Annotated in this window: 17 protein-coding genes; 14 read left to right on the top strand and 3 right to left on the bottom strand. The window is 45.4% G+C overall.

Annotated features, from left to right (window positions below):
- Positions 1-67 precede the first annotated feature (67 nt).
- From LZG73_RS02800 to LZG73_RS02775, 6 genes are read left to right on the top strand one after another with little or no spacing between them, the layout of a single operon-like run.
- Positions 68-841, top strand: coding sequence for an SDR family NAD(P)-dependent oxidoreductase (locus tag LZG73_RS02800; RefSeq protein ID WP_233845992.1), 774 nt, complete (start codon positions 68-70; stop codon positions 839-841).
- A gap of 40 nt (positions 842-881) precedes the next feature.
- Positions 882-1745, top strand: a complete 864-nt coding sequence (locus LZG73_RS02795; RefSeq protein ID WP_233845990.1) for a fumarylacetoacetate hydrolase family protein — start codon at positions 882-884, stop codon at positions 1743-1745.
- 2 nt (positions 1746-1747) lie between these two features.
- Positions 1748-2578, top strand: a complete 831-nt coding sequence (locus tag LZG73_RS02790) for an amidohydrolase (RefSeq protein ID WP_233845988.1) — start codon at positions 1748-1750, stop codon at positions 2576-2578.
- Positions 2579-2587: 9 nt separating this feature from the next.
- Positions 2588-2923: an L-rhamnose mutarotase gene (locus tag LZG73_RS02785; protein ID WP_233845986.1), complete on the top strand. Its 336-nt coding sequence runs from the start codon at positions 2588-2590 to the stop codon at positions 2921-2923.
- 33 nt (positions 2924-2956) lie between these two features.
- Positions 2957-3739 carry an endonuclease/exonuclease/phosphatase family protein gene (locus LZG73_RS02780; RefSeq protein WP_233845984.1) on the top strand — a complete coding sequence of 261 codons (783 nt, stop codon included), beginning with the start codon at positions 2957-2959 and terminating at the stop codon, positions 3737-3739.
- Position 3740: 1 nt separating this feature from the next.
- Complete coding sequence (locus LZG73_RS02775) at positions 3741-4514, top strand: (Fe-S)-binding protein (protein WP_233845983.1); 774 nt, start codon at positions 3741-3743, stop codon at positions 4512-4514.
- Positions 4515-4569: 55 nt separating this feature from the next.
- Here the strand turns inward: LZG73_RS02775 and LZG73_RS02770 are convergent, their stop codons facing one another.
- A complete protein-coding gene (locus LZG73_RS02770; RefSeq protein WP_233845982.1) occupies positions 4570-4962 on the bottom strand; it encodes a hypothetical protein in 393 nt (130 codons plus the stop codon).
- Between the two features lie 242 nt (positions 4963-5204).
- Between LZG73_RS02770 and LZG73_RS02765 the strand changes: the two genes are divergently transcribed.
- From LZG73_RS02765 to odhB, 8 genes are all read left to right on the top strand, one after another.
- Entirely contained in the window at positions 5205-6581 is a 1377-nt protein-coding gene (locus LZG73_RS02765; RefSeq protein ID WP_233845981.1) for a lactate utilization protein B, read from the top strand.
- A gap of 4 nt (positions 6582-6585) precedes the next feature.
- Entirely contained in the window at positions 6586-7173 is a 588-nt protein-coding gene (locus tag LZG73_RS02760; protein WP_233845980.1) for an LUD domain-containing protein, read from the top strand.
- Between the two features lie 103 nt (positions 7174-7276).
- On the top strand, positions 7277-7984 hold the full coding sequence (gene cmk / locus LZG73_RS02755; protein ID WP_233845979.1) for a (d)CMP kinase: 708 nt from the start codon (positions 7277-7279) through the stop codon (positions 7982-7984).
- Position 7985: 1 nt separating this feature from the next.
- Positions 7986-9056, top strand: coding sequence for an FAD-binding oxidoreductase (locus tag LZG73_RS02750; protein ID WP_233845978.1), 1071 nt, complete (start codon positions 7986-7988; stop codon positions 9054-9056).
- 15 nt (positions 9057-9071) lie between these two features.
- A complete protein-coding gene (locus LZG73_RS02745) occupies positions 9072-12293 on the top strand; it encodes a hypothetical protein (RefSeq protein ID WP_233845976.1) in 3222 nt (1073 codons plus the stop codon).
- 102 nt (positions 12294-12395) lie between these two features.
- Positions 12396-13319, top strand: coding sequence for a PorP/SprF family type IX secretion system membrane protein (locus LZG73_RS02740; protein ID WP_233845974.1), 924 nt, complete (start codon positions 12396-12398; stop codon positions 13317-13319).
- A gap of 111 nt (positions 13320-13430) precedes the next feature.
- A complete protein-coding gene (locus LZG73_RS02735; RefSeq protein WP_233845972.1) occupies positions 13431-16193 on the top strand; it encodes a 2-oxoglutarate dehydrogenase E1 component in 2763 nt (920 codons plus the stop codon).
- Between the two features lie 48 nt (positions 16194-16241).
- Entirely contained in the window at positions 16242-17834 is a 1593-nt protein-coding gene (gene odhB / locus LZG73_RS02730) for a 2-oxoglutarate dehydrogenase complex dihydrolipoyllysine-residue succinyltransferase (RefSeq protein WP_233845971.1), read from the top strand.
- Between the two features lie 60 nt (positions 17835-17894).
- Here odhB and LZG73_RS02725 read toward each other — a convergent pair whose 3' ends face one another.
- Entirely contained in the window at positions 17895-18221 is a 327-nt protein-coding gene (locus LZG73_RS02725; RefSeq protein ID WP_233845969.1) for a nucleotide pyrophosphohydrolase, read from the bottom strand.
- 91 nt (positions 18222-18312) lie between these two features.
- Positions 18313-18765: a D-aminoacyl-tRNA deacylase gene (gene dtd, locus LZG73_RS02720; protein WP_233845967.1), complete on the bottom strand. Its 453-nt coding sequence runs from the start codon at positions 18763-18765 to the stop codon at positions 18313-18315.
- Positions 18766-18816: the final 51 nt, after the last annotated feature.

The following is an 18816-nucleotide window of genomic DNA, read 5'->3' as shown; positions in this document are numbered from 1 at the left end:
ATGAAGAGAAATAAGGAGTAAAGACTAGCCAGAAGGCCCTTTTCCAACAATAACTACAATAAACTTCATGTTTGATTTAAGCGGAAAAACAGCATTGGTGACCGGAGGAGCAAGCGGAATTGGACTTGCAATCTCACAAACTTTTGCAAAACAGGGCGCATTGGTTCATATACTAGAACTCAATATTGAGCTCGCTAATCAGGTTGTGAATCAGATCGTTGCTGATGGCGGACAAGCGGAGGCGCATGCTGTCGATATTTCAAAACAAGCTGATGTGGTGAATGTGATCAACGCCATTGCGACCAATCAGACGATTAATATTTTGGTAAATAATGCCGGCATTGCGCACATTGGAAAAGCGGACACGACCACTGAGCTCGATTTTGACAAGATAATGAGCGTCAATGTGAAAGGCGTTTACAATTGCCTTATGGCCACCATTCCGCATTTGAAAAACAGTGGCGGTGGCGTGATCCTGAATATGGCATCCATTGCAGCCACGGTTGGCATTCCGGACCGGTTTGCTTATTCGACGGCCAAAGGCGCAGTTTTTTCCATGACATTATCGGTTGCGCGTGACTATATCCACGACGGAATTCGCTGCAACAGCATTTCTCCCGCCCGTGTGCACACGCCATTTGTAGACGGATTTATCTCAAAAAATTATCCTGGAAAAGAGGATGAAATGTTTGAGAAATTATCCAAAACACAACCAATTGGCAGAATGGCCAAGCCGGAAGAAATTGGCGCGCTGGCATTATATCTCTGTTCAGACGAAGCCGGATTTATCACAGGCTGCGATTATCTGATCGATGGAGGATTTGAAAAATTGAATAACTAAAACAAAAGCCGACGGCAATGCTGAAAGCTGATATACAATTATGAAACTATTCCGATTTGGCGCTTTTGAACAGGAAAAACCTGGTGTAGAACTTGCAGATGGCAAGCAACTGGACGTGTCTGCATTTGGTGAAGATTATAACGAGAAATTTTTCGCAACAGACGGGTTATCACGTCTCACCGAATGGTTAAGCACCAATTCGGCAAGCTGCCCCGAAATTGCGGCAGGTTTTAGATATGGTTCCTGCGTGGCGAGGCCTTCCAAGATCATTTGCATTGGCATGAACTACGCCAAGCACGCCTACGAATCCGGGGCGACAGAACTGCCGAAAGAGCCGATCGTATTTTTCAAATCAACCTCTGCATTATGCGGACCAAATGATGATGTGATCATTCCAAGAGGTTCGGAAAAAACGGATTGGGAAGTGGAGCTGGCTTTTGTCATTGGAAAAAGAGTAAGTTATGTTGAAGAGGCGGATGCATTGAATTATGTGGCGGGTTACACAGTTCATAACGACTATTCAGAACGGGCGTTCCAAATGGAGCGCGGTGGACAATGGGTTAAGGGAAAAAGCAATGACACATTTGCTCCGCTTGGGCCGTATTTGGTTACGCCGGATGAAGTGGGCAATGCAAATGATCTAAATCTTTGGTTGACATTGAACGGAAAGAAAATTCAGGACAGCAGCACCTCCGACATGATTTTTCAGGTTCCGTTTTTGATCAGTTATCTGAGCCAGTTCATGACTTTACTGCCGGGTGACGTTATTACAACCGGAACTCCGGCTGGCGTTGGATTGGGAATGAAGCCGCAAATGTATTTGAAAGCAGGCGACATTGTTGAGCTTGGCATTGAGAAATTAGGCACACAAAAACAGGAAGCAGTTGCCTGGAAGCCACTTTAATTATGGTCATTGACGCGCATCAGCATTTCTGGATTTTTGAACAGGAACGTGATTCATGGATAACCCCGGAAATGTCTGTTATTCAGAAGAACTTCCTGCCGGCCGATCTGCAACCGGTTTTGAAAGCAAATCGCGTGGATGGGTGCGTGGCAGTGCAAGCTTCGCAGTCGCGTTCCGAGACGGAATTTTTATTGCAACTGGCCGAGGCTAATTACTTTATAAACGGCGTTGTCGGCTGGGTTGACTTGCAGGCAGACAACTTGTATGATCAGCTTGAAAAATATTCGCAGTTTGAAAAACTAAAAGGTTTCAGACACGTGGTGCAGGGTGAGGCCGAAGGGTTTATGTTGCAGCCTGGTTTTATCAAAGGCGTTGGTCAGTTGGTTGCATTTAATTTTACCTATGACATGCTGATTCGTCAGGATCAACTGAAAGAAGCATTCAATTTTGCCGTGAAGCTGCCCAATGTGCATTTTGTTCTGGATCATATTGCAAAGCCTTTGATCAAAAATGGTGAAATGCAGCCTTGGGCAACGGACATCCGCAATCTTGCCGAGCTTTCCAATGTCAGTTGCAAAGTGTCCGGAATGGTAACCGAAGCGGATTGGCAAAATTGGGAGAAAGCCGATTTTCGTCCTTATCTAGATGTCGTTTTTGAAGCATTTGGAATGGAAAGGTTAATGTTCGGCTCCGATTGGCCCGTTTGCCTCGTCGCAGCAGAATATGAAGGCGCGAAAGGAATTTTGACTGATTATTTGAGCATGTTTTCGGACACTGATTTGCAAAAAGTGATGGGTAAAAATGCGATTGAATTTTATAATCTTGACATTTAATTCAATGCTATGAAAAGATATTGCCTGGCCGTGGATTTGGTAGATGACCCTGCGATGATCGCTGAGTATGAAGCATATCACAAAAAAGCAAGGCTCGAAATCGAGAAAAGCATTCTCGACGCGGGGATCACCCAAATGGAAATTTACCGGATCGGCGACCGCATGTTCATGATCATGGAAACGGAAGACGATTTCAGTTTTGAAAATAAAGCACAAATGGATGCTGCCAATCCGCAAGTTCAGGAATGGGAGCAGCTGATGTGGAAATATCAAAAGGCCATGCCTTCTGCTAAGCCCGGCGAAAAATGGGTTTTAATGGATAAAATATTTGCCCTCAAAGAATAAGGAAGAGGTTTGTGACTTAGCGTTCTAAAAGGTTTGCGTAAATTAATTTATCTGTTATTAATTGCCAGTTTGTCTTGCACATTGCTCGCCTCAAAGCCCCGAAAGGCCGTTTTGGTGAAAGTGATGAGTTTCAACATCCGGCATGGCCTGAATAATGCTGAGGAGTCTAATTTAAGGGACATTCTCAGGATTATCAGCGAGCACAAACCCGATCTGATTGCTTTGCAGGCAGTTGATAGTTTGGTAGGCGATGGCAAAGTGCAGTTTCAGCTCAGACAAATTGCGGTGCAGACGGGCATGCATTATTTGTATGGCGTTGCAGACAAATCAGAGAACGGTTCGCAGGGAGTGGGCATACTTTCGGTTTGGCCATTTGAAAAAACGCAGACCATTAACCTGCCTAAAACAGGCGGCGCGGACCCGAAGATTTTGTTATGCGGGCTTGTAAAGCCAGCACGCGGACTGACATTCCGTTTTTGTAACTCGCGACTTGAATATGCGTCCATGATGGACAGGGCGCTCCAAGCCGCTTACATTAATCAAATGCTGGTCAACAGCGTTCAGCCGGTGTTAATTGGCATGGACATGGGCGCGCGGCCAAACGAACAGCCATATTTTTCTTTCCGGAATAAATGGCAGGATGCAGCTCAGGGATCGCAATTGCAGACCTGGAATGAGGGCTTACCTGGTGACCGGTTTGATTATATTTTTGCGCTGCTCAACAGCAAAATCAGGATCAGAGATTACAAGGTCATCAGAAATTACCCGGAAGTTTCCGACCATTATCCCATACTTGCCACCATTGAATTTTGGTAAAATGAATTACTCGGATTTGAAGATCGGATTATTTATTCCCTGCTATGTGGACCAGTTTTATCCGCAAGTTGGGATCGCGACGCTCGAATTGCTTGAAAAATTGGGTTGCACCGTAACATTCCCCCTCAGCCAGACATGCTGCGGGCAGCCAATGGCCAATTCAGGATTTGAACATCTGACCAAAGATTGCGACCGCCTTTTTTACAACCAATTCGCTGAGTGTGATTATGTCGTGTCGCCATCAGGAAGTTGCGTGCTGCACATTAAGGAACATTTGAAAGTTGATAATAAGCTGGACGAGTCCAAAGTCTTGCGCAAAAAAGTTTACGAGCTCGTTGAATTCATTGTCGATATTTTGAAAGTGGATTTCATAGAAGCCGAATTTCCCTATCGCGTTGGATTGCATCAGGGCTGTCACGGACAGCGGGGTTTGCATTTGTCGCAAATGTCGGAATTGAATGCGGTGCCATTTTCCAAGCCCGTTTCCCTTTTAAAGAATGTCAAAGGTTTGCAACTGGTAGAACTGGATCGGGCAGATGAATGCTGCGGATTCGGTGGGACTTTTTGTGTAAGTGAAGAGGCAGTTTCGGCAAAAATGGGCAAGGATCGCGTTTCAGACCACATTCGGCACAATGCAGAATATATAACCGGATCGGATATGAGCTGTCTTTTGCATCTGGAAGGAATTTTGAGGAGAAGCAAAAGCAATGTACAAGTCAAGCACATTGCCGAAATTTTGAACAGTGCTTTAAAACAAATGCCGATCCCTGCATAGGAACCGGCATTTTACAAAGTTTACGGGAATTTCAGAATCTGAGAAGAGCTCGTTGTTAGTTGATGGAAGAAACAACGCGGCTGGTTGTAGTCAAAATATCAAATGATTGTGTAGCCTTCTCTTTACCGTCCGTGATTTCGAATGTGTAAGTTCCATCCATCAAAGTCGATAAGTCGAAATATTTCAAATAGTTGTTATCCACGCGTCTGCTTTCTGAAAAAAGTACATTTTTGTCAGTGTCCAGAATGCGAACGGCTACATTTTTTGAAGCCGGATTATTATATGAAACGCGGAATTGCATTGGTTTGATCTGAAGAACTGTCAGTTTGTTAGAAACCGTTTCAGTTTTTTCAGTTGCGATGTTGGTTTGTGCATTAACTGTCAATGCTGAACCTGATAAAAGCAAGCCAGTCAAGGCTGCGATGAGAAGCGTGTTTTTAGTTTTCATAAGAGTGAAAATTTAATTGTGTCTAAAAAAAGTTAAACTAAACTTGTTTCAGACTCCGATGCCCTGATCGAATAACTTTGTGATTCAAAAGTATAAGATATTGCAATACAATAAAATAGCTTTTTGGCGCTAAATAAAAAGTTGTTTATTAAACAAACAGCAAACTTGGAATAGTGCAACGAATGTGAAAAGTACAATTCTTATTCTTTATAAAATACTATTACCAAATTGTTAAGATAACTATGTCTAAAACAATTATTGAACATTCAGCGGCTTCGGAGGTCTTTAACAGGGACGAGCCTTACGTGGATTGGCACGACGAAACCTTATGGTTTGTCCGTCAAAAGCGGGATAAATCTTCCAAACTATTGCCTGAATGGGAGCAGTTGCGGGAAGCGGCGTCCGGGATCAAGAACTATGTTTTGTCACATATGGACGAGCTGCTCGTTGCCTTTGAGGAAAAAGCAAAAGCCAACGGCGTTCATGTTCACTGGGCAGCAGATGCGGCCGAGCATAACGAGATTGTGCTTAACCTTTTGAAGCAGCGCAACATTGACAGGATGGTCAAGAGCAAATCGATGCTGACTGAAGAATGTCATATGAATGAGTTTTTGACCAAAAACGGAATTGAAGTTATTGACACGGATCTTGGTGAGCGGATTGTGCAGTTGCGCAACGAGCCGCCGAGTCACATTGTGCTTCCGGCCATTCATTTAAAGAAGAAAGACATTGGCGACCTTTTCCATGAACACCTTGGAACAGAAGCGGGCGCAACCGATCCGCAATATTTGACAGAGGCTGCAAGACAGCATCTGCGTGATAAGTTCTTGACCAGGAGGGCAGCACTGACCGGGGTCAACTTCGCGATTGCCGAAACAGGCGGCTTCGTAGTTTCCACCAACGAAGGCAACGCCGATATGGGCGCGCACCTGGCCGATATTCACATTGCATCCATGGGTTTTGAAAAAATAATCCCCAAGCAACGCGATCTGGCCGTTTTTCTGAGATTATTGGCAAGAAGCGCCACGGGGCAGCCGATCACCACTTACAGCAGTCATTTCAAAAAGCCGAGAGCAGGGCAGGAAATGCATTTAATCATTGTCGACAACGGTCGCACCACGCAACTCGGACGCGCCGACTTCCGGAATTCATTGAAATGCATTCGCTGCGGTGCATGTATGAATACTTGTCCGGTTTACAGAAGAAGCGGCGGGCACAGTTACCACAATGCCGTTGCCGGACCGATCGGCTCCATTTTGGCGCCGAACCTGGACATGACCAAGAATGCGGATCTGCCCTTTGCAAGCACATTATGCGGCAGTTGTTCCAATGTTTGTCCCGTAAAAATTGACATTCACGACCAGCTTTATAAATGGAGGCAGGTTTTGGTAAAAGGCGGCCACGTGCCTCAGGCGAAGGAACTGGGCATTAAGGCGATGTCCGTTGTGCTGTCCCAGCCAAGATTTTACCAATGGTCGGGCAAGCTGGGTCGCTCGCTGATGCGGACGATTCCTTTTGTGGTCAACAATGGAATGAATCCCTGGTTCAAACAGCGCGAAATGCCCGAACCGCCGAAAGAAAGCTTCCGCGACTGGTATATCCGCAATAGAAAAGCGTAAAAAAATGACATCACGCGAGAAAATTTTACAGCAAATCAAGCTCAACAAGCCCGCCGAAACGCCACTTCCGGGAATCACGCGTTTCGACAGCTTATATGAAAGCACGGAAGCGAAATTCGTTGAAACGCTTACCGCGATTTATACGGAAGTGATTGTGGTGAAGGATTATGCCGAACTTCTTGCCAAAGCGGAAGAGCTTTATGCATCCGTTACAAACCGCGCGTCAACCATTCCTGCATTGAGCAGCTGGACAGATTTCAGCTTGAATGACCCAGACCCACACGCATTGGAATTGATCGAAATTGCGATTCTTCAAGCCGAGTTCGGCGTTGCGGAAAATGGCGCAGTCTGGATTTCAGAAAACCATCTGGCGCACCGCGCATTGCCTTTTATTACGCAAAATCTCGCTTTTGTAATTCCCAGAAATGCCATTGTCAACAACATGCACGACGCATACGAGCGATTGGTGGAGACAACGGGCTGGGGATGTTTTATTTCCGGCCCTTCCAAAACGGCTGATATTGAGCAATCATTGGTCATTGGCGCGCATGGTGCTCGAAGTCTGGTCATTTTTTTAATTGAAGAGCCTTGATTTTTTTGGGATAAAATAAATTTGCAAAGACTGTAAAAACTTGGGCAAAAAAGCCTTCCAGCCCATTCTTTCTTCTACTTTTGCAAATACTAGATTTATCCTTATGCCCAAAATAATTGTTGCAATTGATGGCTATTCCAGCTGTGGCAAAAGCACAACTGCGAAACTCGTTGCCAAGCAACTCAACTATCCATACATTGACACTGGTGCGATGTATCGTGCTGTAACACTGTATTTTATACAAAATCACGTCAGCCTTACCAATCCAAGAGAAACGGAGATCGCGCTGAATAACATCCATATTTCTTTCCGTCGGCATGCCGAGCTTGGTCGCAACGACACTTATTTGAATGGTGCCAATGTGGAGGACGAAATCCGTAAAATGTATATTTCTGAAAAGGTCAGTGACGTGAGTGCGATTGCGGCGGTGCGGCACGCATTGGTTGCGCAGCAGCAACGGATGGGCAGGACGAAGGGCATCGTTATGGACGGTCGCGACATCGGGACCGTCGTGTTTCCGCAAGCTGAACTGAAAATTTTTATGACCGCAGATCCATTGATCAGGGCGCAGCGCAGGCAGCACGAACTAATGGAAAAGGGCGAGCTGATCGGAATCGAGGAAATCGCCGAAAACCTGAAAATGCGGGACTTTATCGACACAACCCGCGCCGAAAGTCCATTGCGGCAAGCAGCCGATGCCGTTTACGTTGATAATTCAATGATGACATTAGACGAGCAGGTGGAGCTGGTCGTGCGCCTGGCGGACGAGCAGATCGGGCTGTTGCTTCGGAAAAAGGCTGGCAGAGCCTGATATGGAAGCACACAATTATGATTATCTGGTTGTGGGACAAGGCATTGCGGGAACTTCGCTGGCCATGCATTTAATGGATCTTGGCAAAAAAATCCTCATTGTCAGCGATTCTAAATCCCCTTCTTCTTCCAAAGTTGCAGCAGGAATTTTCAATCCGCTGACAGGCAAAAAGCTCGTCAAAACGTGGCTGGCAGACGACCTGTTTCCTTATGCCAAAGGCTTTTACGCCGATCTGGAAAGCAGACTGCAAGCCAAATTTGTGTATGAAACGCCCATTTACAGACCGTTCCGCTCCATCGCTGAGCAGAACACCTATCTTGCCCAAACTGCCGACCCTAAAATCGCTTCTTATGTAAAGCAAAGCGGCGATCCGGCTGATCTATCCGCTTACGTTCGCGCCGATTTTGGCGGTCTGGAAGTGATTAAAGCGGGCTGGATTGACCTTCCTGTTTTGCTCGAAAAAAGCCGGGAATATTTTCTCGCTAATGATTCATTTTTGGACGAAGCATTCGATATCAATGCGCTTTCTGTTTCTCCGCAAAACGTTTTTTGGAAGGGAAAAACATTTAAAAAAGTCGTGTTGTGCCAGGGGTTTTTTGCTTTGGAAAATGCCTTTTTCAATTGGCTCCCATTTGCTCCGGTCAAAGGTCAAATCCTTGATATCGAGACCGTAATCCCTTTGCAGAATTACATTGTGAACCAGGGCATTTTCACGTTTCCAATCAATGCGCGCACTTCTCGGGTCGGGGCAACTTATTCCTGGGATCCGCTGGACTGGAAACCAACAAAAGAAGCGACTGCGGAATTGAAAGAAAAACTGGATGCAATGTTCAAAATTCCTTATCAAATTAAATCGGAAGTTGCGGGAATCAGACCGTCTGTAAAAGACCGCCGACCACTGATCGGCGTGCATCCTGAACATCATAATGTCGCTATTTTCAACGGATTAGGGACGAAGGGTGTGACGCTGGCACCATTTTTTGCAAACGAGCTCGTCCAACATTTGGAAAACGGCAAAGAATTGAATCCGTTAGTTAATATTCAGCGCTATTTTTCGTTATATTTCCGTTGAAGTCAGCCTTACACTATGAGCATAAAATCTATATACAAGTTAACCTTCTCAGTCGGTTTTCTAGCGGTTCTAGGATTATTTTCCGAAGCAGTCGCGCAGCGTTATCCATCGCAGGAAACGTTTGGGAAAAACAGGGTCCAGTATAAAACCTTCAACTGGAAGATTTTTAAAACAACCAACTTCGAAATTTATCATTATCAGGGCGGCACCGCTCTTGCGAAACTTACTGCGCAATATGCTGAAAGTGAGTTTGATAAAATTACAGATGTGCTCGGTTGGACGCCATATAGCCGCGTGAAGATTTTTCTTTACAACTCACCTGCCGAATTAGAGCAAAGCAACATGGGGCTTTCTACATTGGACAACCTCAATGAGCAAAAACTGGATCTTTCTCAGTCGCGCGTGGAAGTTGCCTACACTGGAAACCAGGTTACATTTAGGCAAAAGCTTGTAAAGGACATCAGTTTGCTTTTTGTCTACGACATGCTTTATGGTGGAAATATGAAGGAAGCTTTGCAAAGTTCGCTGCTTCTGACGCTGCCTGAGTGGTTTATGTCTGGAACTGCCGCCTACATTGCGGAAGGCTGGTCTCCCGAGCTGAACGATTACATGCGCGATTTCTTCAAGAACCGCAATGTGCGCAAGCCGACTTTAATGACTGGAAATGACGCAACATTGATCGGACATTCTATTTGGAATTACATTGCCGAGCGTTACGGAAAAGACAAAATTTCGGACATTCTCAACCTCACTCGCATTATCCGCACGGAACAAACCAGCATTACAAGCACGCTGGGCATTCAGTCTTATAACCGCTTCCTGCGTGATTGGAGGGCTTATTATTTGAATCAAACCAAAAACGCCGAGCAGTTTTACACAGATCCAAATCCTACATGGAAATATAAGCTGAATGAGTTCAGCGTTTCGGATGCCAGCGCCGTGATCAAGGTTTCTCCTGACAAGAAATTCACAGCTGTTAGCGAAATCAAAAATGGTCGTTACAAGGTCTATATATTTGATAGCGAGTCGGGCAGTAAGAAAATAGTTCGCCAGGGCAAGCTAGATTTTATCGGTGGAAGGGTGAAAACGCAGCCGCCGCTTTTGGGTTGGTCGAGAAACAATGTGCTTTCCATTCTGGCCACTGAAAATGACCGCAAGAATTTTTATATGTATGAAAATCTTGGCACTAAAAAAGTCAAGGTTAAGCTGAAACGCAACATTCGCGGACTGGATCAGATCGTGGATATGGATGTTTCGCATGACGGCACAATGCTCGCCGTAAGTGCTGACAAGGGCGGGCAGAATGACCTTTATCTAATTAGTGTCGCCAGAGCTTCTGCATTGCCATTGACCAGTGATCTTTACGATGATCTTTCGCCTCGCTTCGTGCAGGGCTCGTCGCGCAGGGTGGTTTTTGCTTCAAACAGGCCATTGGATTCATTGGGAACGGGCGATAAAGGCAATTACAAATCGATAGCAGGCGCATTTACGATTTACGAACACGACGGAACACCGAAGTCTGATAATCTGGTGAAACTTGTGCAGGCCGATGTTAAAACCAAAGTTACTCCGGTTTACGCCGACGAAAACGATGTCGTTTATCTTTCCAATGCGAAAGGCGTGAGCAATCTTTTCAGGTTCAATCGCGCTGGCAATTCGACTTCACAGCTTACCAATTACATTCAAAACATCCGGAATGCAGACTTGACAACCAAATCTGGCGGCGGACTGGCTTATACTTATTTAAATGATGGATATTACACCGCAGCGTTTAAAAATGGATTTGACATCAACGCGACGGTTAACACGCCAGCATTGAACAGCATTGAACACGTAGCAGCTGCATCGGGAAGTGCGGGTGCGACGCCAAATGCAGTGAAAGTGGATTCGTCGATTGCAGCGAAACCTGCCGGAACGCCGAAGATTGCTTTGAAAGAAGGCGAAGTCGACACGGACAACTACGAGTTTGATGAAGATGTTTTAAAAGCATTCGAGTCAAAACAAAGGAGAGGAAATTTCCCGGCTGCTTCCAGCGCTTTGACGCGGACAAAAGCAACGCGTGAAAACATTGCGATCAAAGGGCCTTATAATTATAAGGGGCTGTTTATCACCAATGATGCAAACTCAGACTGGCGCATTGATCCAATTCGTGGATTTGGTTACGCGCAGTCCATTTCAATGAATGACCTTTTGGAGAATCACGTCATTACAGCCGGACTTTTCATCTCGTCGAATTTCAGGAACAGCGATCTTTTTGCAGAATACAACAACAACACTTACCGCATTGACTTTGGCATGCGGATCGACAGAAAAAGCCTTTACATTGATTCGGAAGGTGCTCCTCAGAAATATCGCTTCAATCAGCTGATATTTACGGCTTCTTATCCATTCTCGACAACAAGCCGATTTTCATTATCGCCCATGTTCAGCTCCACGCGCCTGATCGATGTTTATTTATTGCCAAATCCTGATCTCGCTTCCAATTACGGCGGTTTGAGAAGTGAATATGTGTATGATAACACAAGGGTTAATGGCATGAATATGATGGAAGGAACGCGCTTTAAAATTCGTTATGACGCGCAGTTAGGTCTGTCAAACAGCAACGAAAGCTTCAACCGCGTAAGCCTAGATTTTCGTCATTACCAAAAAATTCACCGCGATCTGATTCTGGCCGTTCGTGCGGCAGCGAGCCATTCAGGTGGAAAGGCGCCGAAGCAAAACATTCTTGGCGGGATGGAAAATTGGCTGGGCAACAAAAAAGAAACGCGCACCGGCGCAAATCCACTTGACTTCCAGCGCGATAACCGCGACATTTTCTTTGCAGATTTCGCTACAAACCTCCGTGGGTTTAAGTTGAACCGCTTATCGGGAACGAGTTACATGCTTTTAAATGCTGAGCTTAGGATTCCTTTGGTTAAATATCTGTATCGCGGAGCAATCACTTCCAGCTTCCTGCGTAATTTCCAGATCGTTGGTTTCGGGGACATTGGAACCGCCTGGACGGGCAAGGGGCCATTTAGCGAGAACAACAGCTTGAACACACAAATCATTGGTAGCGAGGACGATCCGTTCCGGGCAACTGTAACAAACTTTAAAAATCCTTATTTGATGGGTTACGGAGTTGGCGCCAGAACGACATTGTTCGGCTTTTATGCCAAGTTTGATTATGCATGGGGCGTTGACAACGGTTACACCAACAAGGCGATTCCTTATGTGACATTGGGTTATGATTTTTAATTAGAAAATCAGTATAAATTTTAGTTTTTTGGTCTTAATGAATGGCAAGGGATAACATCTCTTGCCATTTTTAGTTTAAACAATGTCAGTCAATTGATTTTCATGAACACACATCATTCCTTAACCAAAGTAAACCTCCTGATCGTGCTTTTTCTGAGCGCAAGTTTTCAACAGGTTTCTGCCCAAAGAGAAGTCCTTTACGAACAATATCTTCAAAGTCCGATGACGATAAATCCGGGCTTTACGGGCGTCAGGGAGACATTCAACATGACCGCCATGTTTCGGCGAAAATGGTTTAACATTCAAAATTCTCCTTCCAGTCAGACCTTCACTGCTGACGGAACTGTGGCCAATGGGAAGTTTGGGATAGGTTTCATGGCACTCAATGACCAGACGAGTTATTTCACAACCACCGGCTTTTCGGGCTCATTTGCATATCATCTTGGCATTTCGGATAACTGGAAATTAGGGCTTGGCGCGCAGGGCGGAATCAATGTGCTGCCCGTTGTCGATTTCAATTCGCCGCGCAATAATACGGTCCTTGGCAGCTTTGGACTCGGGGCGTGGCTCCGTTCCGATCGTCTCTATTTTGGGTTGTCCAAGCCCGAGTTATTATCGCAGAATTTCGGCAATCAGGCAATAACCAGCGTTTATCGTCGTCCATTATATATCATGGCAGGCGGCAGTTACGATTTGAATGACGATTTGATGCTCCTGCCGCATATTTTGTTGGTGCAGGAAAAGGACCATGAGCTGCGCGTCGACTTCGGCGCAAGGTTTTGGTTTGACGAAAAAGTAGGCATCGGCGCTTCCTATCGTGCTGGTGGAGGCTATCAGTCATTTTCGCAGAAAGTGAATTATGTTCAAGTGTCCGCAGAAGTGCAGGCAGGAAGGAATATCAGGCTGGGATATTTTTACAGTTCAAGACAGGCGGAGCAGATTTATGCTTCGTATTCGGGGCCAAAAGGCATTCATGAGCTGATGCTCAAATTTGTGCCAAGCCCTAATGGATTTCAGAGATACTAGTGCGGCCAATGCGTCAGAAAACGTTTTAAGCCAAGTTAAAAGGATAATTTATACGTAATGTTTTAATAAGTCTCGTACCTTTGTGCGGTTAATGAAATACTCACTTTTGTGATGGATAAATACACATATATAGCAAATTCCGACGGCGCTTATATAGAGGAATTGTACAATTCCTATAAGCAGAATCCAGCTTCCGTAGACGAAGGCTGGCAAAAATTTTTCGAAGGTTTCGACTTCTCTCAGAAGTATCCTGTTAATGGCAACGGACATGCAAATGGCGCTGCAAACGGCAAAGAAGCAGCGACGATAACCAAGGCAGATCCTTCCCGCATTCGCAAGGAAATGGAAGTGGTTCACTTGATTCGCGGTTTCAGATCCAGAGGGCACTTACTGGCTACAACTAACCCGATTCAAAAGCGTAAAGATCGTCAGCCTCAGCTTGATATCGCTGATTTTAACCTTGGCGAAGCGGATCTGGATTCGGTTTTCGAGGCAGGCGTTGAGGTTTTTGGAAGGCCAGCAACATTGCGTGAGATCGTCGATTCCCTGAAAACGATTTATACCAGAAACATTGGTTTCGAATATTTATACATCCGCGACCGTGAGCAAAAGAGCTGGTTGCGCAAGAAAATTGAAACCGAAGCATTGAATATGAGTTTCTCTATCGATGAGAAAAAACATATTCTTTCCAAGTTGAATGAGGCGGTTGTTTTTGAAAATTTCCTTCACACGAAATATTTAGGTCAAAAGCGTTTTTCCCTGGAAGGGGGCGAGACCACAATTCCTGCATTGGATGCGATGATCAACAAGGCCGCAGAAATGGGCGTTGTGGAAGTGATGATCGGAATGGCACACAGAGGTCGTCTGAATGTGCTTGCCAATGTGATGCAGAAAACTTACGGACAGATTTTCAATGAGTTCGAAGGGAATTTGCCGGATCAGGTTTGGGGAGATGGCGACGTAAAATACCATATGGGTTTTGCAAGCCAGATCACAACCAAAAATGGCGAGAAAGTTCATTTGAAACTTGCTCCGAATCCATCTCACCTTGAAGCGGTTAACCCTGTTGTAGAAGGTTACATCCGCGCCCGCGCCGACGGCATGTATGACAGTGATTATGACCGCGTTTTACCGGTTTTGATTCACGGTGATGCAGCCGTTGCAGGTCAGGGAATTGTGTATGAAGTAACCCAAATGTCTGCGTTAAATGGCTATTACACAGGTGGAACCATTCACTTTGTAATCAATAACCAGGTTGGTTTCACAACCGATTTTATCGACGCAAGATCAAGTATTTACTGCACTGACGTTGCCAAAATCGTTGATGCGCCTGTATTGCACGTGAATGGTGATGATCCTGAGGCGGTTGTATTCTGTATGCGACTTGCTGTTGAATATCGTCAAAAATTCAACAAGGACATCTTCATTGATATGGTTTGTTATCGCCGTCATGGTCATAACGAGGCGGACGAACCGAAATTTACGCAGCCGGTTTTATACAAATCGATTGAAAATCACCAGAATCCAAGAGAAATTTATCAAAAGACTCTTGCGGAACGTGGTGACGTAGATGCGCAGCTTGCGGCTAACATGGACAAAGAGTTCAAGCAGCTGTTGCAAGAGCGTTTGGATATGGTGAAGCAAAAGGCACTGCCTTACACATTGCCAAAACTGGAACAGGAATGGCACACTTTGCGCAAATCGAAACCAGAAGATTTTGAGAAATCGCCCGAAACCGGTGTTCCTTTGGAGACTTTGGAAAAAATCGGAAAGGCTTTGATCAGCACGCCTGAGAATTTCAGTCGTTTGAAGCAGATTGATAAGTTGCTCAAAGATCGTGAGCAAATGATCTTTGACAAAAAAGAAGTGAACTGGGCGACAGCAGAATTGCTGGCTTACGGCTCCATATTAACGGAAGGAAATATTGTAAGATTAAGCGGTCAGGATGTGCAGCGTGGAACGTTTTCACACCGTCACGCAGTGCTTCGCGATGTTGAAACCAATGAAGCTTACAGCAATCTGGAACACATCGAGGAGGGTCAGGGCCAGTTCATGATTTACAATTCACTCCTTTCTGAATACGGTGTGTTGGGTTTTGAATTTGGATATTCCATGGCAAACCCGAACGCATTGGTTATCTGGGAAGCGCAGTTTGGTGACTTCGCTAATGGAACGCAAGTTATTATTGACCAGTTCGTAACCTCTAGTGAAACCAAATGGGATCGCTGGACTGGATTGGTGATGTTATTGCCTCACGGATATGAAGGACAAGGACCGGAGCACTCCAATGCACGTCCGGAGCGCTATTTGCAGCTTTCTGCGAATTATAACCTGATTGTCGCAAATGTAACAACGCCTGCTAACTTCTTCCATTTGCTTCGCAGACAGTTGAAGTTCCCATTCCGTAAGCCATTGGTTGTGATGTCTCCGAAGTCAATGCTGAGACATCCATTGTGCGTTTCACCGGTTGAAAGTCTGGTCAATGGTTCATTCCAGGAGACCATTGGAGATGCATATGCAAATCCTGAAAAAGTGAAAAAAGTGTTGCTGTGCACAGGAAAGCTTTATTATGAGCTTTACGAAAAACAGCAGGCAGACAAACGCGAGGATGTGGCAATCATTCGTCTGGAACAAATGCATCCATTTCCGCAAACCCAAATTGATGCGCATTTGGCAAAATATACAAACGCAAGCGTGTATTGGGTGCAGGAAGAACCATTCAACATGGGCGGCTGGACTTTTATGTTGAGAATGTACAAAGGCGCGAAACCATTGCAAGTGATTGCCCGCCAGTCTAGCGCTTCGCCTTCGACAGGTTTTTCGAAAATTCACGCGAGAGAGCAGGCCGAAATCATTAGCAGAGCTTTTGAATGATATTCCTATAAATTAGACACTTAGTTCGATAACAAGATTGCACATAAAATGGCTGAAATTGAAATAAAAGTACCGCCCGTTGGCGAGTCCATTACAGAGGTTACAATTGGGAATTGGTTCAAAAATGATGGCGATTTTGTGAAGATGGATGAGGTCATTTGTGGGCTGGATTCTGATAAAGCGACTTTTGAGTTGACTGCGGAAGCAGAAGGTGTTTTGCATATCAAAGCACAGGAAGGCGACACGTTAAACATCGGCGACCTGATTGCGACGATTGACGGCGCATCGAATGGAGCGCCGAAGGAGGCTGCACCGAAGCAGGAAACGGCCGCAGCGCCAATTCCGGCACAAGCTGCTCCTGAAAAAATAGAAGACAAAGCTGGCGAGCCGGCTGCTGCCGTTGCACCTGCTGCAAGTGCCCCCGGCAAAGCATATGAAATGAAAGTTCCTGCGGTGGGAGAGTCCATTACAGAAGTTACCATTGCTTCTTGGAGCAAAAAAGATGGTGACCATGTGGAAGTGGACGAGATCCTTTGCGAACTGGAATCCGACAAAGCAACATTCGAATTGCCGGCAGAGGCAGCAGGGACATTGAGAATTGTTGGAAAGGAAGGTGAAACATTGTCGATCGGCGCATTGATCTGCACTATTGAGGCAGGAGCTGGTGCACAAGCGAATTTAGCCGCTACTGCACCGCAGGCGCCGCAAGCCACTGAAACAGCAGGAGCGGATAAAGCATATAGTGAAAAACACGCCTCGCCAGTCGCTGCTAAGATTTTGGCCGAAAAAGGAATTGATCCAAAAGATGTTAACGGATCTGGTTCAGGTGGCAAAATAATGAAGGATGATGCGCTGAAAGCCGGAAGCAAACCAGCTGCTGCGCCAGCCGCACCTCAATCTGCGGAAGCGAAACCAGCTGCACAGGCTGCACCGGCAGGAGCAAGAGGTCAGCGTCGTGAGAAAATGTCGTCACTTCGTAAAACCATCGCACGCCGTTTGGTTGCTGTGAAAAACGAAACCGCAATGCTTACCACTTTCAATGAAGTGGATATGAAGCCAGTGATGGATGTGCGTTCGAAATTCAAAGATAAATTCAAAGAAAAGCATGAAGTTGGTTTAGGCTTTATGTCATTCTTTGTGAAAGCTGTAACCGTTGCATTGAAAGACTTCCCGGTTATCAATGCTTATATGGACGGCGACGAGCTGATTTACAACGACTATGCCGACATTTCAGTGGCCGTTTCTACGCCGCGCGGATTGGTTGTTCCTGTCATCCGCAATGCTGAAACATTGTCGTTTGCAGCCGTGGAAAAGGAAATTGTTAGATTAGCCGTGCGTGCACGTGATGGAAAACTTGGACTAGATGAAATGTCAGGTGGAACGTTCACAATCACCAATGGTGGGACATTCGGTTCCATGCTTTCGACACCGATCATCAATGCGCCGCAATCTGCAATTTTAGGCATGCACAACATTGTAGAACGTGCAGTTGTGGTTGACGGACAAATTGTTATCCGCCCAATTATGTATGTGGCGCTATCTTATGACCACCGCACAATTGATGGCAAAGATTCAGTGAGCTTCCTCGTTCGCGTGAAGCAGCTTTTGGAAGATCCAATGCGATTGCTGCTTGACATGTAATTCGCACTTGATAAAAATAAAAAGAGAGCCTGGTTTATCCGGGCTCTCTTTGTTTATGGACTAGCTTAACTTTTCGTTATCCTTATGCCGGTCTTTATCCCGCTCCGTTTTCTTAGCCATATTTTTTTCAAAAGCTTCTGTGAGGTTAATGCCGGTTTGGTTTGCAAGGCAGATTAACACCCAGAGCACATCAGCCATCTCATCGCCCAAATCCTTGCCAAGATCAGATTTTTTGAAGGATTGATCGCCATATGTTCTGGCCATGATCCGGGCAAGTTCGCCAACTTCTTCCGTTAAAATCGTCATATTGGTCAGTTCCGAGAAATAGCGAACGCCGTATGTTTTGATCCAGTCGTCGACTTGGGATTGTGCTTCTTGGAGGGTCATTTCTTTTATTTTGAATGATTGAATGAGTGAATGAGTGAATGATAATGCTGTAATCAAAAATGCTGGTTAAGAATAAGTTCTGACCGTATATTTATATCCGGTTTTTGGAGTCTATGATGATTGTTACGGGGCCGTCGTTTAGGAGGGCGACTTTCATGTCGGCGCCGAAGATGCCTCGTTGGATCGGTTTGGTGAGTTCGGCTTCCAGGAATGTGATCATTTTTTCGTAAAGCGGAGTCGCAACTTCTGGTCGGGCTGCCTCAATGAATGATGGCCTGTTGCCCTTTTTTGTGCTCGCATGCAGGGTAAATTGGCTAATTAGTAAAATGTCGCCATTGACTGATTTAAGGTCAAGATTCATTTTATCGTCTTCGTCTCCAAACACGCGAAGACCAACAATCTTTTTCCCAAGCCACTCAATATCTTCCTGACTATCAAGATGGGTAATGCCAAGCAATACCAAAAATCCCTTCCCGATCTGACCCTCAACCTTCCCTTCAATCGTGACAGACGCATGAGAAACACGCTGAATTACTGCGATCATTGTAACTTGATTATAATTAAAAGCCTGCTGTAAAAAGCTTCATAAAACGGA

The sequence above is a fragment of the Dyadobacter sp. CY326 genome, assembly GCF_021390515.1.
GTDB lineage: Bacteria > Bacteroidota > Bacteroidia > Cytophagales > Spirosomataceae > Dyadobacter.
The sequence above is the reverse complement of the archived record's forward strand: the minus strand, read 5'-3'. Positions and strand labels throughout refer to the sequence as shown.

Coding starts and splice junctions, on each gene's coding strand:
- LZG73_RS02800 (WP_233845992.1), top strand. CDS start 68: ATGTTTGATTTAAGCGGAAAAACAGCATTGGTGACCGGAGGAGCAAGC.
- LZG73_RS02795 (WP_233845990.1), top strand. CDS start 882: ATGAAACTATTCCGATTTGGCGCTTTTGAACAGGAAAAACCTGGTGTA.
- LZG73_RS02790 (WP_233845988.1), top strand. CDS start 1,748: ATGGTCATTGACGCGCATCAGCATTTCTGGATTTTTGAACAGGAACGT.
- LZG73_RS02785 (WP_233845986.1), top strand. CDS start 2,588: ATGAAAAGATATTGCCTGGCCGTGGATTTGGTAGATGACCCTGCGATG.
- LZG73_RS02775 (WP_233845983.1), top strand. CDS start 3,741: ATGAATTACTCGGATTTGAAGATCGGATTATTTATTCCCTGCTATGTG.
- LZG73_RS02770 (WP_233845982.1), bottom strand. CDS start 4,962: ATGAAAACTAAAAACACGCTTCTCATCGCAGCCTTGACTGGCTTGCTT.
- LZG73_RS02765 (WP_233845981.1), top strand. CDS start 5,205: ATGTCTAAAACAATTATTGAACATTCAGCGGCTTCGGAGGTCTTTAAC.
- LZG73_RS02760 (WP_233845980.1), top strand. CDS start 6,586: ATGACATCACGCGAGAAAATTTTACAGCAAATCAAGCTCAACAAGCCC.
- cmk (WP_233845979.1), top strand. CDS start 7,277: ATGCCCAAAATAATTGTTGCAATTGATGGCTATTCCAGCTGTGGCAAA.
- LZG73_RS02750 (WP_233845978.1), top strand. CDS start 7,986: ATGGAAGCACACAATTATGATTATCTGGTTGTGGGACAAGGCATTGCG.
- LZG73_RS02745 (WP_233845976.1), top strand. CDS start 9,072: ATGAGCATAAAATCTATATACAAGTTAACCTTCTCAGTCGGTTTTCTA.
- LZG73_RS02740 (WP_233845974.1), top strand. CDS start 12,396: ATGAACACACATCATTCCTTAACCAAAGTAAACCTCCTGATCGTGCTT.
- LZG73_RS02735 (WP_233845972.1), top strand. CDS start 13,431: ATGGATAAATACACATATATAGCAAATTCCGACGGCGCTTATATAGAG.
- odhB (WP_233845971.1), top strand. CDS start 16,242: ATGGCTGAAATTGAAATAAAAGTACCGCCCGTTGGCGAGTCCATTACA.
- LZG73_RS02725 (WP_233845969.1), bottom strand. CDS start 18,221: ATGACCCTCCAAGAAGCACAATCCCAAGTCGACGACTGGATCAAAACA.
- dtd (WP_233845967.1), bottom strand. CDS start 18,765: ATGATCGCAGTAATTCAGCGTGTTTCTCATGCGTCTGTCACGATTGAA.